The 15,057-nt window shown below is 58.4% G+C and carries 10 protein-coding genes, 1 tRNA gene and 2 pseudogenes; 9 read left to right on the top strand and 4 right to left on the bottom strand.

All coding sequences use genetic code 11. The annotated features are described in order from the left end of the window. From P0N66_RS02640 to P0N66_RS12845, 7 genes and pseudogenes are all read left to right on the top strand, one after another. Positions 1 to 1,038, top strand: a complete 1,038-nt coding sequence (locus tag P0N66_RS02640) for a phosphoribosyltransferase-like anti-phage protein (protein WP_275802444.1) — start codon at positions 1 to 3, stop codon at positions 1,036 to 1,038. Further along, positions 1,035 to 3,206, top strand: coding sequence for an NADAR family anti-phage protein (locus P0N66_RS02645; protein WP_275802445.1), 2,172 nt, complete (start codon positions 1,035 to 1,037; stop codon positions 3,204 to 3,206). The genes P0N66_RS02640 and P0N66_RS02645 overlap by 4 nt, the downstream gene beginning before the upstream one ends. Beyond that, a complete protein-coding gene (locus P0N66_RS02650; RefSeq protein ID WP_275802446.1) occupies positions 3,203 to 6,238 on the top strand; it encodes a type I restriction endonuclease subunit R in 3,036 nt (1,011 codons plus the stop codon). The genes P0N66_RS02645 and P0N66_RS02650 overlap by 4 nt, the downstream gene beginning before the upstream one ends. 211 nt (positions 6,239 to 6,449) lie before the next feature. Further along, positions 6,450 to 6,617: a rubredoxin-like domain-containing protein gene (locus P0N66_RS12840; protein ID WP_431189999.1), complete on the top strand. Its 168-nt coding sequence runs from the start codon at positions 6,450 to 6,452 to the stop codon at positions 6,615 to 6,617. A gap of 179 nt (positions 6,618 to 6,796) precedes the next feature. After that, a pseudogene (locus tag P0N66_RS02660) lies at positions 6,797 to 7,321 on the top strand (DUF3387 domain-containing protein); the annotation flags it as partial. 261 nt (positions 7,322 to 7,582) lie between these two features. Next, a complete protein-coding gene (locus P0N66_RS02665; protein WP_275802449.1) occupies positions 7,583 to 8,530 on the top strand; it encodes a hypothetical protein in 948 nt (315 codons plus the stop codon). Positions 8,531 to 8,562: 32 nt separating this feature from the next. Further along, positions 8,563 to 8,667 (top strand): annotated as a pseudogene (locus P0N66_RS12845) (tetratricopeptide repeat protein); the annotation flags it as partial. 103 nt (positions 8,668 to 8,770) lie between these two features. Here P0N66_RS12845 and P0N66_RS02670 read toward each other — a convergent pair. From P0N66_RS02670 to P0N66_RS02685, 4 genes are all read right to left on the bottom strand, one after another. Beyond that, positions 8,771 to 8,847 (bottom strand) — tRNA-Arg (locus tag P0N66_RS02670). A gap of 334 nt (positions 8,848 to 9,181) precedes the next feature. Continuing rightward, positions 9,182 to 10,846 (bottom strand): chaperonin GroEL, encoded by a 1,665-nt coding sequence (gene groL, locus P0N66_RS02675; RefSeq protein ID WP_275802450.1) that lies wholly within the window; start codon positions 10,844 to 10,846, stop codon positions 9,182 to 9,184. A gap of 44 nt (positions 10,847 to 10,890) precedes the next feature. Beyond that, entirely contained in the window at positions 10,891 to 11,181 is a 291-nt protein-coding gene (gene groES, locus P0N66_RS02680) for a co-chaperone GroES (RefSeq protein ID WP_275802451.1), read from the bottom strand. Between the two features lie 409 nt (positions 11,182 to 11,590). Beyond that, positions 11,591 to 12,661, bottom strand: a complete 1,071-nt coding sequence (locus P0N66_RS02685; protein ID WP_275802452.1) for a branched-chain amino acid aminotransferase — start codon at positions 12,659 to 12,661, stop codon at positions 11,591 to 11,593. Positions 12,662 to 13,114: 453 nt separating this feature from the next. On the opposite strand from P0N66_RS02685, the gene P0N66_RS02690 reads away from it, so the two are divergent. After that, a complete protein-coding gene (locus tag P0N66_RS02690; protein WP_275802453.1) occupies positions 13,115 to 14,197 on the top strand; it encodes an AI-2E family transporter in 1,083 nt (360 codons plus the stop codon). Between the two features lie 89 nt (positions 14,198 to 14,286). Next, a complete protein-coding gene (mtnP, locus tag P0N66_RS02695; protein ID WP_275802454.1) occupies positions 14,287 to 15,051 on the top strand; it encodes an S-methyl-5'-thioadenosine phosphorylase in 765 nt (254 codons plus the stop codon). Positions 15,052 to 15,057: the final 6 nt, after the last annotated feature.

Below are 15,057 nucleotides of genomic sequence, written 5' to 3' on the forward strand. Positions count from 1 at the left end.
ATGAGCTCGCGTGAAGAGATGCTGGCTTCGATAGCCAACACGATCAAGGACTACCGGACTGGTGAAATTCCTGTTCTCACTCCGGAGCATGTCGACCTCTGGGTTAAGCAGTTCGACGAAAGTGTACAATTACCAATGCTCCGCGAGATGGATCACGTGCTTAAAAAAACCTACTTCTCTCTCGAAGCGGTAACCCGATTCTTGAAAGGTCTGGTCATTACGGAAAACCTGGCTGGCAAGGACCCCTGTGCATTCTGGCGCGGGGTCCACTTCCTGGACATCCAAGGTGGTGGGAACAGCCAGACCGAAATGTTGGCGCTCTTCAACAAAATACTTCAAGAAACGTGTGGCTTTGGGATCGACCAGTGCGGCGGTCACAGTGCGGTTTATTTGTATCTCGATGATGGTATATTCACTGGTAACCGCGTGCGTCGTGATCTTGAGAAATGGATAGAGAACCAAGCCCCTGGCGAGGCTTCGCTTCATGTCGTAACCATAGCGCTCCATAGTGGTGGTCAGCACTATGCCAGGGGGCACATAAATGCATCTGCCGCTCGCGCAGGAAAAACAATCGATATAACGTGGTGGCGTGCAATCGAGATGGAGGACAGGAAGGCTTATCGTAATATGGCGGACGTTCTGTTACCCACCGTTATCCCCCAAGACGAGACCGTGGAGAATTATGTTCAGGCGATGAAATACTCGCCTACGCTCCGGCACCCAGGAAATGTTGGTAAAAATGCGTTGTTTTCAAGTGATGAAGGAAAAATCCTGCTTGAGCAGGAGTTTCTCAAGGCAGGAGCGCGTATTCGCCAATTGTGTCAGAATTTAGGTGCAACTCAGCGGCCGCTGGGACATATGACACTTGACACGCTCGGATTCGGGTCGCTCGTTGTCTCTTTTAGAAACTGCCCTAACAATGCGCCCTTGGCGCTTTGGGTCGGTGAACCATGGTACCCCTTGTTTCCACGCACCACAAACACCCAAACCGCTACCAAACGCCTGATTGAAGGATTTACGAAGGGTCTGGTCCAGTGAACTCTGATCAGCTAAGGACATATAACCGTACCACGAGCGTAGTCTTCCTCAAGACGAAGGAGGCGTTCGGTGGTCTGTCCAATATGGCTGGCGGATTTCCCCTACGAGTGAATAAAATGGGTATCCTCACATCCGAGGCGCTCTACCAGGCTTGCCGCTTTCCACACCTGCCTGACGTGCAGCACTTGATCATCGAGCAAAGAAGCCCGATGACAGCGAAGATGAAGAGCAAGCCCTATCGGCGTGATTCGCGGCTGGACTGGTTTCAGGCGCGGGTTAAGATCATGCGATGGTGTTTGCGGGTGAAGCTCGCGCAGAACTGGCTCGCATTTAGCGAGCTTCTGCTGGAGACGGATGACCGGCCAATCGTTGAACAGTCCCGCAAGGATGATTTCTGGGGTGCGAAGCCAATTGATGAGCGCACCCTAGTTGGCATGAATGTTCTTGGCCGATTACTGATGGAGTTGCGAGAGGCGGTAAAGACAATGAGTCGCGAGTCGCTTTTGATTGTGCAACCACTTGCGATTCCCGATTTCTTTTTAGGTGGAATGCCTATAGGGATAGTCGCCGCAGAGGGTTCTGAGCTGAGTGGGGCAAGAGAGCAGGCCCCCGCACAACCGGTAATTGGTCATGTAAGTGGCCCAGCGTCAACGCAATTATCCCTGTTTGACCAACCAATGATGAAGGTATCTCTGACGGCCGTGAATCTGGCAATCAGTGAAAGGTGCATACGCATCACAGACCTCAAACCTTACCCTGAGTTCAAGGATTCGTTGCAGGAGTGGCTTGGTGATGTTCCTCAACACTGGTCCGTGGTGCCAAATCGTGCGCTATTTGCAGAGGTAAAGGAACGTAATCACTCAGATGAAGAAATGCTGTCAGTCACGATTACGAGGGGAATAGTCAAACAGAAAACCTTGCTAGAAAACAGCTCTAAGAAAGACAGTTCCAATCTGGACAGGTCCGCATACAAGCTCGTTCGGCCACGCGATATTGCTTACAACAAGATGCGCGCGTGGCAGGGAGCGATTGGAGCTTCTACGCTGCGTGGAATTATCAGCCCGGCGTACGTCGTCATGCGTCTGCGCAACGTTGAGGATTTGCCGAGCTACTTCCACCACCTCTACCGCACACCACAGTTTGCAAAGGAAGCAGAGCGCCGGTCCTACGGCATTACGTCAGATATGTGGAGCCTTCGACCTGAACACTTCAAGATGATTTACACGCCACTTCCCCCAACCGACGAGCAGGCGGCGATCGTGCGCTTCCTCGACCACGCGGACCGGCGGATTCGGCGCTACATCCGGACCAAGCAGAAGCTGATCAAGCTGCTGGAGGAGCAGAAACAGGCCATCATTCACCGCGCCGTCACCCGCGGCCTTGACCCCAACGTCCGCCTCAAGCCCTCCGGCGTGGAGTGGCTGGGGGAGGTGCCGGAGCATTGGGAGGTGTGCAGCTTCCCACGCTGCGCCGTCGAACGCGCCGACTACCGTGGGGCGACGCCAACGAAAACTGAAAGTGGCGTCTTCCTGGTCACGGCGAAGAATATCCGCAAAGGATGGATCGACTACGAAGCGTCCCGGGAGTTCGTATCCCAGCGCGACTACCCTGCAATCATGCGGCGCGGACTCCCTCGGATCGGCGATCTTCTGCTTACGACTGAAGCCCCGCTGGGCAACGCCGCTTTGGTGGATAGGGAGGATGTGGCGCTGGCCCAGCGAGTAATTCGGTTCCGCATGGATTCAGACCTGCTCAATAGCAATTTCGCCTTGCGCGCGGTGCTGTCTCCCTACTTCCAGCACCAGCTCCTTCAACGGGGCACTGGGTCAACGGCGCTCGGCATCAAGGCAAGCAAGCTGCCGCAACTTCAGATTCTTTGTCCGCCGGTTGCGGAGCAGAAGGCGATACTGAGCTTTATCGATGGCCGGTGCACGCCACTCGACAGAGCCATCACTCGGGCGCGTTCAGAGATCGACCTCCTCCGTGAATACCGCACCCGCCTGATCGCCGACGTGGTCACCGGCAAGCTCGACGTGCGCGAGGCGGCGGCGCGGTTGCCGGACGAGGTCGAGGAGCCCGAGCCGCTCGACGAGATCGAGACCGAGGGTGAGCCCGACGAGGCAGGCGCTGACGACACCGACGCCGTGCGGGAGGAGGCCGAGGCATGACCACCGACACAAGCGAATGCGGCCTGGAGCGCCTTGTCTGCACCGCGCTGACCGGCGATGCCTGCGACCCCGGCGTGGGACCAGCCACCGCAATGCACGAACGTCCGAGGGTCTACGGCGCTCTTTTTAACGCGCCGGTCACGGCACGTTCAGGCGGCTGGATCTGTGGCACGCCCGATGACTACGACCGCGAGTACTGCGTGGATCTGGCCCAGCTCTCGGCCTTCCTGGTCGTAACGCAGCCCGAGGTCGCCGGGGCGCTGGCGCTCGATGAGGACGGCCCGACGCGGCGCAAGTTCTTGGCGCGGCTGCAAGGCGAGATCAGTAAGCGCGGCACCATCGACGTACTGCGCCACGGGCTTAAACACGGGTCGCATACCATCGACCTCTTCTACGGCACCCCTTCGCCGGGCAACGAAAGGGCCGCCGAACGCTATGCCGCCAACCGCTTCAGCGTCAGCCGCCAGCTCCGCTACAGCCGTGACGAGACCCAGCGGGCGCTGGACCTGGGGCTGTTCATCAACGGCCTGCCGGTGGCCACCTTCGAGCTGAAGAACAGCCTCACCAAGCAGACGGTGGAGGACGCGGTCCAGCAGTACCAGCGCGACCGCGATCCCCGCGAGAAGCTCTTCGAGTTCGGGCGCTGCGTGGTGCACTTCGCGGTGGACGATCACGAGGTGCGTTTCTGCACACACCTAAAAGGCAAGGGTTCGTGGTTTTTGCCCTTCAACCAGGGCTGGCAGAGCGGCGCCGGCAACCCGCCCAACCCGAACGGCCTCAAGACCGACTACCTCTGGAAGCGCGTCCTTACCCGCGAGGGGTTGACCGACATCCTTGAGAACTACGCGCAGGTGGTCGAAACCAAAGACGAAAAAACAGGCCGCAGAAAGGCGGCGCAGATCTGGCCGCGCTATCACCAGCTCGATGTGGTGCGGAAGCTGCTAACCGACGCGCGGACGCGTGGCCCGAGCCGGCGCTACCTGATCCAGCACTCGGCGGGCAGCGGCAAGTCGAACTCCATTGCCTGGCTGGCGCATCAGCTCATCGGTCTGAAAAAAGACGGGGGGGCGCTGTTCGACTCGATCATCGTCGTCACCGACCGCCGCATCCTCGACCAGCAGATCAGGGACACCATCAAGCAGTTCGCCCAGGTGGGCGCCACCGTCGGGCACGCCGAACGGTCGGGCGACCTGCGCAGGTTCATCGCCGAGGGCAAAAAGATCATCATCTCCACGGTGCAGAAGTTCCCGTTCATCCTCGACGAGATCGGCAGCGAGCACCGCGGTCGGCGCTTCGCCATCATCATCGATGAGGCGCATTCCAGCCAGGGCGGGCGCACCTCGGCGGCGCTCTCGATGGCGCTCTCCACCGCCGGGGCGGAAGAGGACGACGAGACCCTGGAGGACACCATCAACCGGCTGATGGAGGCCAAGAAGCTGCTGCCCAACGCCAGCTACTTCGCCTTCACCGCCACGCCGAAGAACAAGACGCTGGAGATCTTCGGCGAGCCCGAGCCCCAGGCCGACGGCAAGGTGAAGCACTGGCCCTTCCACAGCTACACGATGAAACAGGCCATCCAGGAGGGCTTCATCCTGGACGTGCTCAAGCACTACACGCCGGTGGGGAGCTATTACAAGTTGGTCAAGAAGGTCGAGGGCGATCCCGTATTCGACAGCAAGCGGGCGAAAAAGAAGCTGCGCCGCTACGTGGAGAGCCACGAGCACGCCATCCGACTCAAGGCCGAGATCATGGTGGACCACTTCCACGAGCAGGTGCTGGCGCTCAACAAGATCGGCGGCCAGGCGCGGGCCATGGTAGTCACCAGCGGGATCGAGCGGGCGATCCTGTACTTCCACGCCATCCGCGACTACCTGGCCGAGCGCAAGAGCCACCATCAGGCCATAGTAGCCTTCTCCGGCGAGCACGAGTACGGCGGGGCCAAAGTCACTGAGTCGTCGCTTAACGGCTTCCCGTCGAGCCGGATCGCCGACCGGATTCAACAGGACCCCTACCGCTTCCTGATCTGCGCCGACAAATTCCAGACCGGCTACGACGAGCCCCTGTTGCACACCATGTACGTGGACAAGGTGCTCTCGGGGATTAAGGCGGTGCAGACGCTCTCGCGGCTCAATCGCGCCCACCCCAAGAAGCACGACGTCTTCGTGCTCGACTTCATGAACGACGCCGACACCATCCAGGAGGCATTCGCCGACTACTACCGGACCACGATCCTGGCCGAGGAGACCGACCCGAACAAGCTGCACGACCTCAAGGCCGCGCTCGATGACTCTCAGGTCTACGCTCCCGAGCAGATAGACCAGCTCGTGGCGCTCTACTTAGGCGGGGCGGATCGGGACCGGCTCGATCCCATCCTTGATGTCTGTGTCGCCGTGTACAAGGGGCAGCTCGACGAGGACGGGCAGGTGGACTTCAAGGGCAAGGCCAAGGCGTTTTTGCGCGCCTACGGCTTCCTTTCGTCGATCCTGCCCTACACCAACGCCGAGTGGGAGAAGCTCTCGATTTTCCTCACCTTCCTCGTGCCCAAACTGCCGGCGCCGGTGGAGGAGGACCTGTCCAAGGGCATCCTCGAGGCGATCGACATGGACAGCTACAGGGTGGAGAAGCAGGCGGCGATGAAGATCCAGCTCTTCGACGCCGACGCGGAGATCGAACCGGTCCCGACCACCGGCGGCGGCCACAAGCCCGAGCCCGAGATCGACCGGCTCTCGAACATCCTCAAGGTCTTCAACGACCAGTTCGGCAACATCCCGTGGACCGATTCCGACCGCGTGCACAAGCTCATTACCGAAGACATTCCTGGGCGAGTCTCCGCGGACGTGGCTTACCAGAACGCCAGGAAGAACTCCGACAAACAGAACGCCCGTATCGAGCACGACAAGGCCCTGGCTCGCGTGATGACCGCGGTGCTGAAAGACGATACCGAGCTGTTCAAGCAGTTCATGGACAACGAGGGCTTCCGACGCTGGCTGACCGACACGGTGTTCGGGCTGACTTACGAGGCGGCGGGGTAGATGGCCTGACCCGCCGATAAGGGGAAATAGGGGTTCTTCCCGGTTTTCAGTGCGTAGCCGGATATATATCGAGTCCACCGAAATGAAACAAGATCAGGAGAAAAATATGTCGCAAATTAAAACTGGTTTGTGCGAGGAATGTGGCAAGGATTACAGTGAGATTAAGACCGTCTGCGGTCATTGCGGCTATTCTCCCCATGGCGAAGCCATCATGACCAAGGAGGATCCTCATTGGAAGTGCGGGAATTGCGGCAGGACCGTTCAAGCGCTTCAGCCGCCGGAAAAATGCCCAAGCTGCGGCGAGATTTGTGATTTCAAAAACGTTTCCTGCTACCTCCCTGAATGCGGGGGGCCGGGCAATGTTGACCCGCGGCTTTGATGGTTGCAGATTCTTCCAAAAGCGACAGCTCGATCAGATGGTAAGTATTTGCCGATTAACTTGATTAATTTATACTCGGAATTAACACCCACCAACAAGGCCTGGGGGTAACTTTGGGGGTAACTGAATATAATTGAAAAATGATTATCGCACGAAAACATTGTGATAATTCTTGTTTTCAGATGACGGCGCCGGAGCAGAAGAACCTCGCCCTGGAGACGCTCCGCAAGCTGCTGAACGACCAGATTCGCATCACCGAGCGCACGAACCTTGTCCAGAGCAAGAAGTTCCGCGAGGCGCTCGAAGACGCCATGCTGCGCTACACCAACAAGGCGATCTCCACCGCTGAGATGATCACTCGGCTGATCGACCTGGCGAAGCATCTGCGGGACGCCCAGAGGCACGGCGAGGAGCTCGGCCTTAACCGCGAGGAGACCGCGTTCTACGACGCCTTGGCAGAGAACGAGTCGGCCCGCGAAGCGATGCAGAGGGATTCGCTGCGACTCATGGCCCGCGAGCTGACCGAGATGGTCAAGAACATGCCCAAGCTCGACTGGACCCAGCGCGAGTCGGTACGGGCGAGCCTGCGGCGGAATGTACGTCGGCTGCTGGCCAAGTACGGCTATCCGCCAGATCTGGCGGAGGGTGCAACCCAACTCGTGCTCAGGCAGGCAGAGGTTTCGACGGAAAACTCGGAGCAGTGATGGCTTGGTTCGGTGGCGGGACGCCCAAGAACAACATGCAGCTGACAGCGCTTCGCGCCGCAGCTGTTGCTGGGCGTTGGGTGCGAGTGCCAGACGCGTTACGTTTGAGCAGGACGACCTATGTCTAGTCGGGACGACTTTACGCAGGAAGCCAAGCGCCGACTCGCTCACCGGGCGGGGTACAGGTGCTCCAACCCTATCTGCCGTGCGCTTACTGCTGGCCCAAGTGATGCCACGTCGGATGCCACAACTAGCATTGGCGTGGCGGCGCATGTTAGCGCTGCTTCGCCTAAGGGGCCGCGATTCCGCGAAGAGCTCTCGGCCGAAGAAAGAAGCTCCATTGATAATGGAATATGGCTTTGTCAAAACCACGCGAAGGAAATCGATGATGATCCACGGCGGTTTCCTGAGACCATATTACTTGCGTGGAAGGAAGAAGCGGAGCGCGTTGCACGGGAAGAAGTCGGAATTCCCGCTGGAGAAGCACCATACCTTGTCAAGGTAGAAGCGTTTGCCGAGCGAGATGAGGGCGGGCGGATCATTGTTTTCGGGAAGGCGAATCTCCCCAACGATACAAAATTAATGATTTCCGTTAGAGAGTCCGGCGGTGGATGGCTCTACGGCCAGGATAAGTGTGCAGTTAGGCATGGCGCCTTCTCAAGCAAGGGCTTTTCTGACAAAGGTGATCCGTTACCCGCGAAGCGCTATCATATCGAGATATTTAGCTACTTCAATGTTGCGTGGAGGCAACCAGAGGCGGTTCTGTCCGGCGTCGGGAGCTTAGGTCGCAGGTTGATTGGTCCACAGGTTGATAAGGTGGATCCCGAGTTTGAAGACTCGGAGAAATACGTTTCAGCAGTGTTTGAGTTTCCCGTAGGGAACCATCCTAGCTCCCGCAGCGAAGGCTATTCTGAGGGCGCTGCGCTTGAGGCTGTGAAGGCGGCTGTCTTGACAGTACAGGGGCGTGGAAAGTCCAGTGAGCCGGTGGGCAAGGTAGTTGAATGGTTTCTAGGCGTCCCCGGCCTGAAGGCAAAGGACGGGTGGTCGGCTCGTGAGTTAAAGGATGGCGTTTACGAGGTCGTATTTTCCTACTGGGAAGGAGACTCCACGTCGCTTGCCAAGTGGACCGTCGTGGCCGGATCAAGGCAGGTCACGTACGAGAACAGAAACGCGAAGATTATGAGCTACCTGTCCGATGAGGAGAAGTAAACTATTAAAATAGCCCATCTGGCCAGACAGCCACGGCCATCGAAGCCTGCCAGCAGGCGATCAGGATTGACCCGGAATATGCCGTTGCCTGGTACAACCTGGGGGCTACCTACGGGTTTTGCGTGAAGGGGCGGTAAACGAAAATCGTTCTTTGGTTGAAAAAGTTGGACAGGAGTTGGACAAAAAAAGAACTGACAAAAAGGGGTTACAGCCTCTAGTGCTGCAACCCCTTGATTTTTCTGGTGCGCCCGACAGGATTCGAACCTGTGACCTACGGCTTAGAAGGCCGGTGCTCTATCCGGCTGAGCTACAGGCGCAAAATCGGTAAGCGGTCAAGGGGCATCAACATACCGGGTTTCCTTGAGCGGTGCAGCAAAAAATTAGTCATCACGCCGCCGGCTATTGACTCCGGTAAACGCTTGCCAAAATCCAAGTTGCACTCTAAAGGGCTCGGCCCTGCCCATAAAAAAAACGCCCCGGCCAGAAAAAAGGCCCAGGGCGCTGTAAAAACTTACAAAACGGTAAAACCGGCAAGCCGGAAGGAAAACGTTCAGCAGTGCCGCAGGTTGCGGCAAGCGGGACGGCGCCGCGTACACCAGGTACGCAAGCCGGCCCGATCGCCGCAAGATGCGGTGCTGCTGGACGTTTTCCCTACATCATGCCGCCCATACCGCCCATTCCTCCCATGCCGCCCATGCCGCCCATGCCGCCAGGCATGCCGCCACCACCCTTGTCATCTTCCGGGTGCTCGGCAATCATGCATTCGGTGGTGAGCAGCAGACCGGCCACGCTGGCCGCGTTCTGCAGGGCAAAACGGGTAACCTTGGCCGGGTCGATAACCCCGGCTTCCAGCAGATCCTCGAACTTCTCGGTGTCGGCGTTGAAGCCCTTGGTCAGGTCCTTCATGTTCTTGACCTGCTCGACAATCACCGAACCTTCCAGACCGGCGTTGTTGGCGATCTGGCGAACCGGTTCCTCAAGCGCCCGAACCACGATCTTCTTGCCCAATTCCTGATCGTGGGACAGCTTCAGTTCCTTGAGGGCCTTGAGGCAACGGAGATAGGCCACGCCGCCGCCGGGGACAATACCTTCTTCCACCGCCGCGCGGGTAGCGTTCAAGGCGTCTTCGACCCGAGCCTTTTTCTCCTTCATCTCCACCTCGGTGGCGGCTCCAACGTTGATTACGGCCACGCCGCCGATCAGCTTGGCCAGGCGCTCCTGGAGTTTTTCACGGTCGTAATCGGAGGAAGACTCCTCAATCTGGGCCCGGATCTGCTTGACCCGACCTTCCAGCTTGTCCTTATCGCCGGCGCCGTCGATGATGGTGGTGTTGTCCTTGTCGCAAACCACCCGCTTGGCCTGGCCAAGATCATTGACGGTGATGTTCTCCAGCTTGATGCCCAACTCTTCGGAAACCACCTGGCCGCCGGTGAGGATGGCGATGTCTTCCAGCATGGCCTTGCGGCGGTCACCAAAACCCGGAGCCTTGACCGCGGCCACATTGAGGGTGCCGCGCAGCTTGTTGACCACCAGGGTGGCCAGGGCCTCGCCGTCCACGTCTTCGGCGATGATCACCAGGGGCTTGTTCATCTTGGCGATCTGCTCCAGAATGGGCAGCAGGTCCTTCATGTTGCTGACCTTCTTTTCGCTGAGCAGGATGTAGGGGTCTTCCAGGTTGACCTCCATCTTTTCGGGGTCGGTGACCAGGTAGGGAGAGAGATAGCCGCGGTCAAACTGCATACCCTCGACCACGTCCAGGGAAGTCTCCATGCTCTTGGCTTCCTCCACCGTGATCACGCCTTCCTTGCCTACCTTGTCCATGGCCTCGGCAATGATATTGCCGATGGTGGGATCGTTGTTGGCGGAGATGGTACCCACCTGGGCGATTTCCTTCTGGGTCTTGGTGGGGGTGGCGATGTTCTTGAGCTCAGCCACCACCGCTTCCACCGACTTGTCGATGCCGCGCTTGATCTCCATGGGGCTGTTACCGGCGGCCACCAGTTTGGAACCTTCGGTGTAGATGGCCTGGGCCAGGATGGTGGCGGTGGTGGTGCCATCACCGGCCACGTCGGAGGTCTTGGAAGCCACTTCCTTGACCATCTGGGCGCCCATGTTCTCGAACTTGTCCTTAATTTCAATTTCCTTGGCCACGCTCACCCCGTCCTTGGTGATGGTGGGGGCGCCGAAGGATTTTTCAATCAATACATTGCGGCCCTTGGGACCCAGGGTAACCTTGACCGCGTCGGCCAGGGTGTTGACGCCGCGCAGGATCGACTCGCGAGCTTTGCTGCCGTACTTGAGATCTTTTGAAGCCATAGTTATCTTCTCCTTCTACATCTGTATTTGAACAATTATTATGCTTACTTTTCCACCACGCCGAGGATGTCATCCTCGCGCATGATCAGGTACTCCTCGCCCTCGATCTTAACCTCGGTGCCGCCGTACTTGGAAAACAACACCCGGTCGCCGACCTTCAGCTCCACCGGCACGCGCTCACCCTTGTCGTTATGCCGGCCGTTACCAACCGCTTCCACGGTGCCTTCCGCCGGTTTTTCTTTGGCGCTGTCGGGGATGATGATGCCGCCTTTGGTCTTTTCTTCTTCTTCCAGTCGTTTGACCAGAATACGGTCGTTCAATGGCCGAATTTTCATGGACTACCTCCGTCTTGCATTAATCTGAAAGTTAATGTGGGTCACATATAACAACAATGGAAACGGACCGCCCGCATGGACAGCCCGAAAACAAACCAAACCCAAGCTTAGCTGCGTGATGGCGCAAACACTATGTACGGCAAAAGGAAAAATCAAGAGCCGGCTAAAAATTTTTTCCAGCCAAAGAAAGGGAACGCGGCGACAATAATATCGCTGCCACCAGGGCGGTTCAACGGCAGCCCCAAAACGGGTACTGGACCACCAGGACCCATACCCCGCCCGGTCACCCATCGGGGCAACGGAGGGGTAAACGCCCAGCAGTGCCGCAGGTTGCGGCAAGCGGCCCGGCGCCACGTACCTCAGTACGCAAGCCGGGCCGATCGCCGCAAGATGCGTTGCTGCTGGGCGTTTACAGGCGGACCACCCAGCCGTGGGGATCGGCTTGGCGACCATACTGAATGGCGGTGAGCTCGTTGAAGAGCCGCAAGGCCAGTTCCCCGATCTTACCCCGGTTGATCAGGCAGTCCCGCCCCTTATAATGGAGGGAACCCACCGGGGATATCACCGCCGCCGTGCCGGTGCCGAAAACCTCGCGCAACTCGCCACGCTCATTGGCGGCAAAGACCTCGTCGATGGTGATACTGCGCTCCTCCACCGGCAGGTTCCAGTCGGCCAGCAACCGAAGCACCGAATCCCGGGTAATGCCGGGCAGGATGGTGCCGGACAGCGGCGGGGTGACGATACGATCCTTGAAGACAAAAAAGATGTTCATGGTCCCGACTTCTTCCACCAGCCGACGCTCCTTGGCATCCAGCCACAGCACCTGGGTAAAGCCCTCCTGCTGGGCCTCCACCGCAGCCATGATGCTGGCCGCATAGTTGCCCGCGGTCTTGGCCTCGCCTACCCCGCCGGGCACCGCCCGGACATATTTGTCGGTGACATAGATCTTCACCGGGTTGAAACCCTCCGGGTAGTACGCCCCCACCGGGCTGAGGATGATGAAGAAGAGATATTCCATGGCCGGCCGCACCCCCAAGCCGGCCTCGGTGGCCACCATGGTGGGGCGCACATAAAGGGAGGCCCCGTTGTCCGCCGGCGGCACCCAGTCGGCATCAATTTGCAGCAGGGCTTTAAGCCCGGCGAACACCGTTTCCACCGGCAGCGTCGGCATGCACATCCGGGTGGCGGAGCGGTTCATGCGCTCCAGGTTGGCCAGGGGCCGGAACAGATAGATACCGTCATCCTGGCCCCGGTAGGCCTTCAGGCCCTCAAAAATCGCCTGGCCGTAATGCAGCACCATGGCCGCCGGATCCAGGGAAAAGGGGCCGTAGGGCCGTACTTCCGGCTCATGCCAGCCCTGTTTGGCGTCGTAAGGCATGACCAGCATGTGGTCGGTGAAAATTTTCCCGAACCCCAGCGCCTTGTCGCTGGGGAGGCTGCGGCGCTGGTCCGGGGGCAGGATCTGGGTTTTGATTTCCATCAGGCAACCTGTTGCTTTTATGGGGTAGTCGCCACGGGCGTGGTTTGTTTTTAGTTTTTACAAAAATTTTCCGCAATATAACGGAGTTCTGGGGCCAGGGAAACAACTTATTTCATAAGTAACTATCCAGATCATCCTGGCCAGATCATTCTGACACGTAACTGTCCAGCAGTGCCCCAGGTTGCGGTAAGCTGAGTCGGCGTAGCGTACATCAGGTACCCAAGCCGACCTGATCGCCGTAATATGGGGTGTTGCTGGACAGTTACATTCCATCGCGCATTTCACTTGGCAACCAGCGGTGCTTTTAGTTACAGTGGGCAAAGGCTGTCCGGCAGCCGCATTCATTCGGCTGCCGGACAGCACCCTCGACATGAGCCGGGTGGTCAAAACGCCAGGCGGAAATAACGTCCCCACCCCCATACGGACCGCCATCTTCTGAATAAAGGCAGAGCAATGCAAGAATCATCACCATCCCCCATGGTACTGCGCTATTTTCTGCTCCTTTTTCTGGTTTCCATGCTGTTGCTGGGGTGGCTGTTCTGGCCTTTTATTTCGGTTCTGGTGCTGTCCTATCTGCTTACCCGGTTGTTTCGCCCCATTTACCAGTTCATCAACCGCCGTCTCCCGGATTTTTTTGCCTCCCTGGCCACTTGTACCCTGGTGGTGCTGCTGGTCTTTATCCCTTTGGTCTTCTTTGTCATGGCCCTGGCCCAGGAGGCGCAAGGGCTTTATGACTGGGGCCGGGGGGCCGGGGCCACCCTGGGGGCCAGGCTGCGCGAATTTCAGACCAGCCCGCTGTTCGTTCACCTGCAGGAAACTGCCGCCCTGCTGGGTTATTCCCTGCAGCCGGAAGATATTGGCCAGGCCCTGGCCGGTATGGCCAGGGAATTGGGTTTGTTTCTCTATAATCAGGCCAGCAACTGGGCGGCCAACCTGATGATGTTCGTCCTGGGTTTCTTTCTGACCATCGTCACCATTTTTTTTCTGCTGATGGAGCACGACCGGTTGCTAAACTATATTTTCCGGCTCTCGCCGCTGCCGGACAACCAGGAACGGCAGCTGTTCGCCAAGTTTGATGAAATCACCGGAGCGGTGCTGATCGGCAACGGCATCTGCGCGGTGATCCAGGGCATTCTGGGGGGGCTGATTTTCTGGATGTTCAATCTTGGTCCGCCGGTGCTCTGGGGGGCGATCCTGGCGGTGCTGGCCTTTCTGCCCATTGTCGGCATCGGGCTGGTGATGGTGCCGGCCACCATTTTCCTGTTGATTAAAGGCAACCTGGCGGGAGCTGTCCTGCTGGTGATCCTGTACGGCATGATCACCGTCCTGATTGAATCGGCGCTTAAGCCCAAACTGGTGGGCGACCGGGCCAAGATGCATATCCTGCTGGTCTTTTTAAGCATCATCGGCGGCTTGAACGCCTTTGGGTTTCTCGGTATCATCTACGGTCCGCTGATCGTCACCGCCTTTCTGACCCTGGCGGAAATTTACCTGACCAGTTACGACCGGTACGTCAAAAAGTCAGTCCCGCGCTGAAGTCTCTTTTACTCCTGAAGTTGAGCAATATGGGCAACCTGTCTGACTCACAGCCAACCACCACCTCCAACCACGTGGATCGACAAATTATGAGCGTTATCGGCATCATCGGCGGCTCCGGCCTGGAAAGCCCGCAGATCCTGGAAAACACCCGGGAAATAACAGTAGAAACCACCTACGGCCCCCCCTCCGGCCCGCTGCTACGCGGGCAAATTGCCGGCCGGGAGGTGGTACTGCTGGCCCGTCACGGCCGAGAACACACCATCCCCCCTTCTCAGGTGAATAACCGCGCCAACCTGCTGGCTCTGCAACAGCAGGGTTGCACCCACCTGCTGGCCAGCGCCGCCTGCGGTTCTTTACGCCGGGAAATAGGCCCTGGCGAGCTGGTAATTCCCGATCAGTTGATCGACTTTACCCGCTTCCGGGCCGTTACCTTCCACGACCAGTTTCCCCCGGGGATCGAAAACGCCCGGCATACCGCCCTGGCCGAACCGTTCAGCGACGAAATTCGGCAACAGTTGCTCAGCGCCGGCCAGCGCCTGGAACTGCCGCTGCATCCCGTGGGAACCATGTTGACCATTGAAGGGCCGCGTTTTTCCACCCGGGCCGAATCAAGGATGTTTCAGACCTGGGGGGCGGATCTGGTCAACATGACCATCGCCCCCGAGGCCGTTTTGGCCGCTGAGCTGGGGCTGCCTTACGCGGTGGTGGCCATGGTTACCGATTACGACTCCTGGAAGGAAGATGAGCCGCCGCTGCGGGTGCCGGAGCTGGTGGCGGTTTTCCGGGGCAATATCGAAAAACTTAGCCGGCTGCTACAGGCCGTCCTGCCTCGAATCACTGAGCCTCGTTAAAAACTG

Source organism: Desulfurivibrio dismutans (genome assembly GCF_029210385.1).
GTDB lineage: Bacteria > Desulfobacterota > Desulfobulbia > Desulfobulbales > Desulfurivibrionaceae > Desulfurivibrio > Desulfurivibrio dismutans.

Coding starts and splice junctions, on each gene's coding strand:
- P0N66_RS02640 (WP_275802444.1), top strand. CDS start 1: ATGAGCTCGCGTGAAGAGATGCTGGCTTCGATAGCCAACACGATCAAG.
- P0N66_RS02650 (WP_275802446.1), top strand. CDS start 3,203: ATGACCACCGACACAAGCGAATGCGGCCTGGAGCGCCTTGTCTGCACC.
- P0N66_RS12840 (WP_431189999.1), top strand. CDS start 6,450: ATGACCAAGGAGGATCCTCATTGGAAGTGCGGGAATTGCGGCAGGACC.
- groL (WP_275802450.1), bottom strand. CDS start 10,846: ATGGCTTCAAAAGATCTCAAGTACGGCAGCAAAGCTCGCGAGTCGATC.
- groES (WP_275802451.1), bottom strand. CDS start 11,181: ATGAAAATTCGGCCATTGAACGACCGTATTCTGGTCAAACGACTGGAA.
- P0N66_RS02685 (WP_275802452.1), bottom strand. CDS start 12,661: ATGGAAATCAAAACCCAGATCCTGCCCCCGGACCAGCGCCGCAGCCTC.
- P0N66_RS02690 (WP_275802453.1), top strand. CDS start 13,115: ATGCAAGAATCATCACCATCCCCCATGGTACTGCGCTATTTTCTGCTC.
- mtnP (WP_275802454.1), top strand. CDS start 14,287: ATGAGCGTTATCGGCATCATCGGCGGCTCCGGCCTGGAAAGCCCGCAG.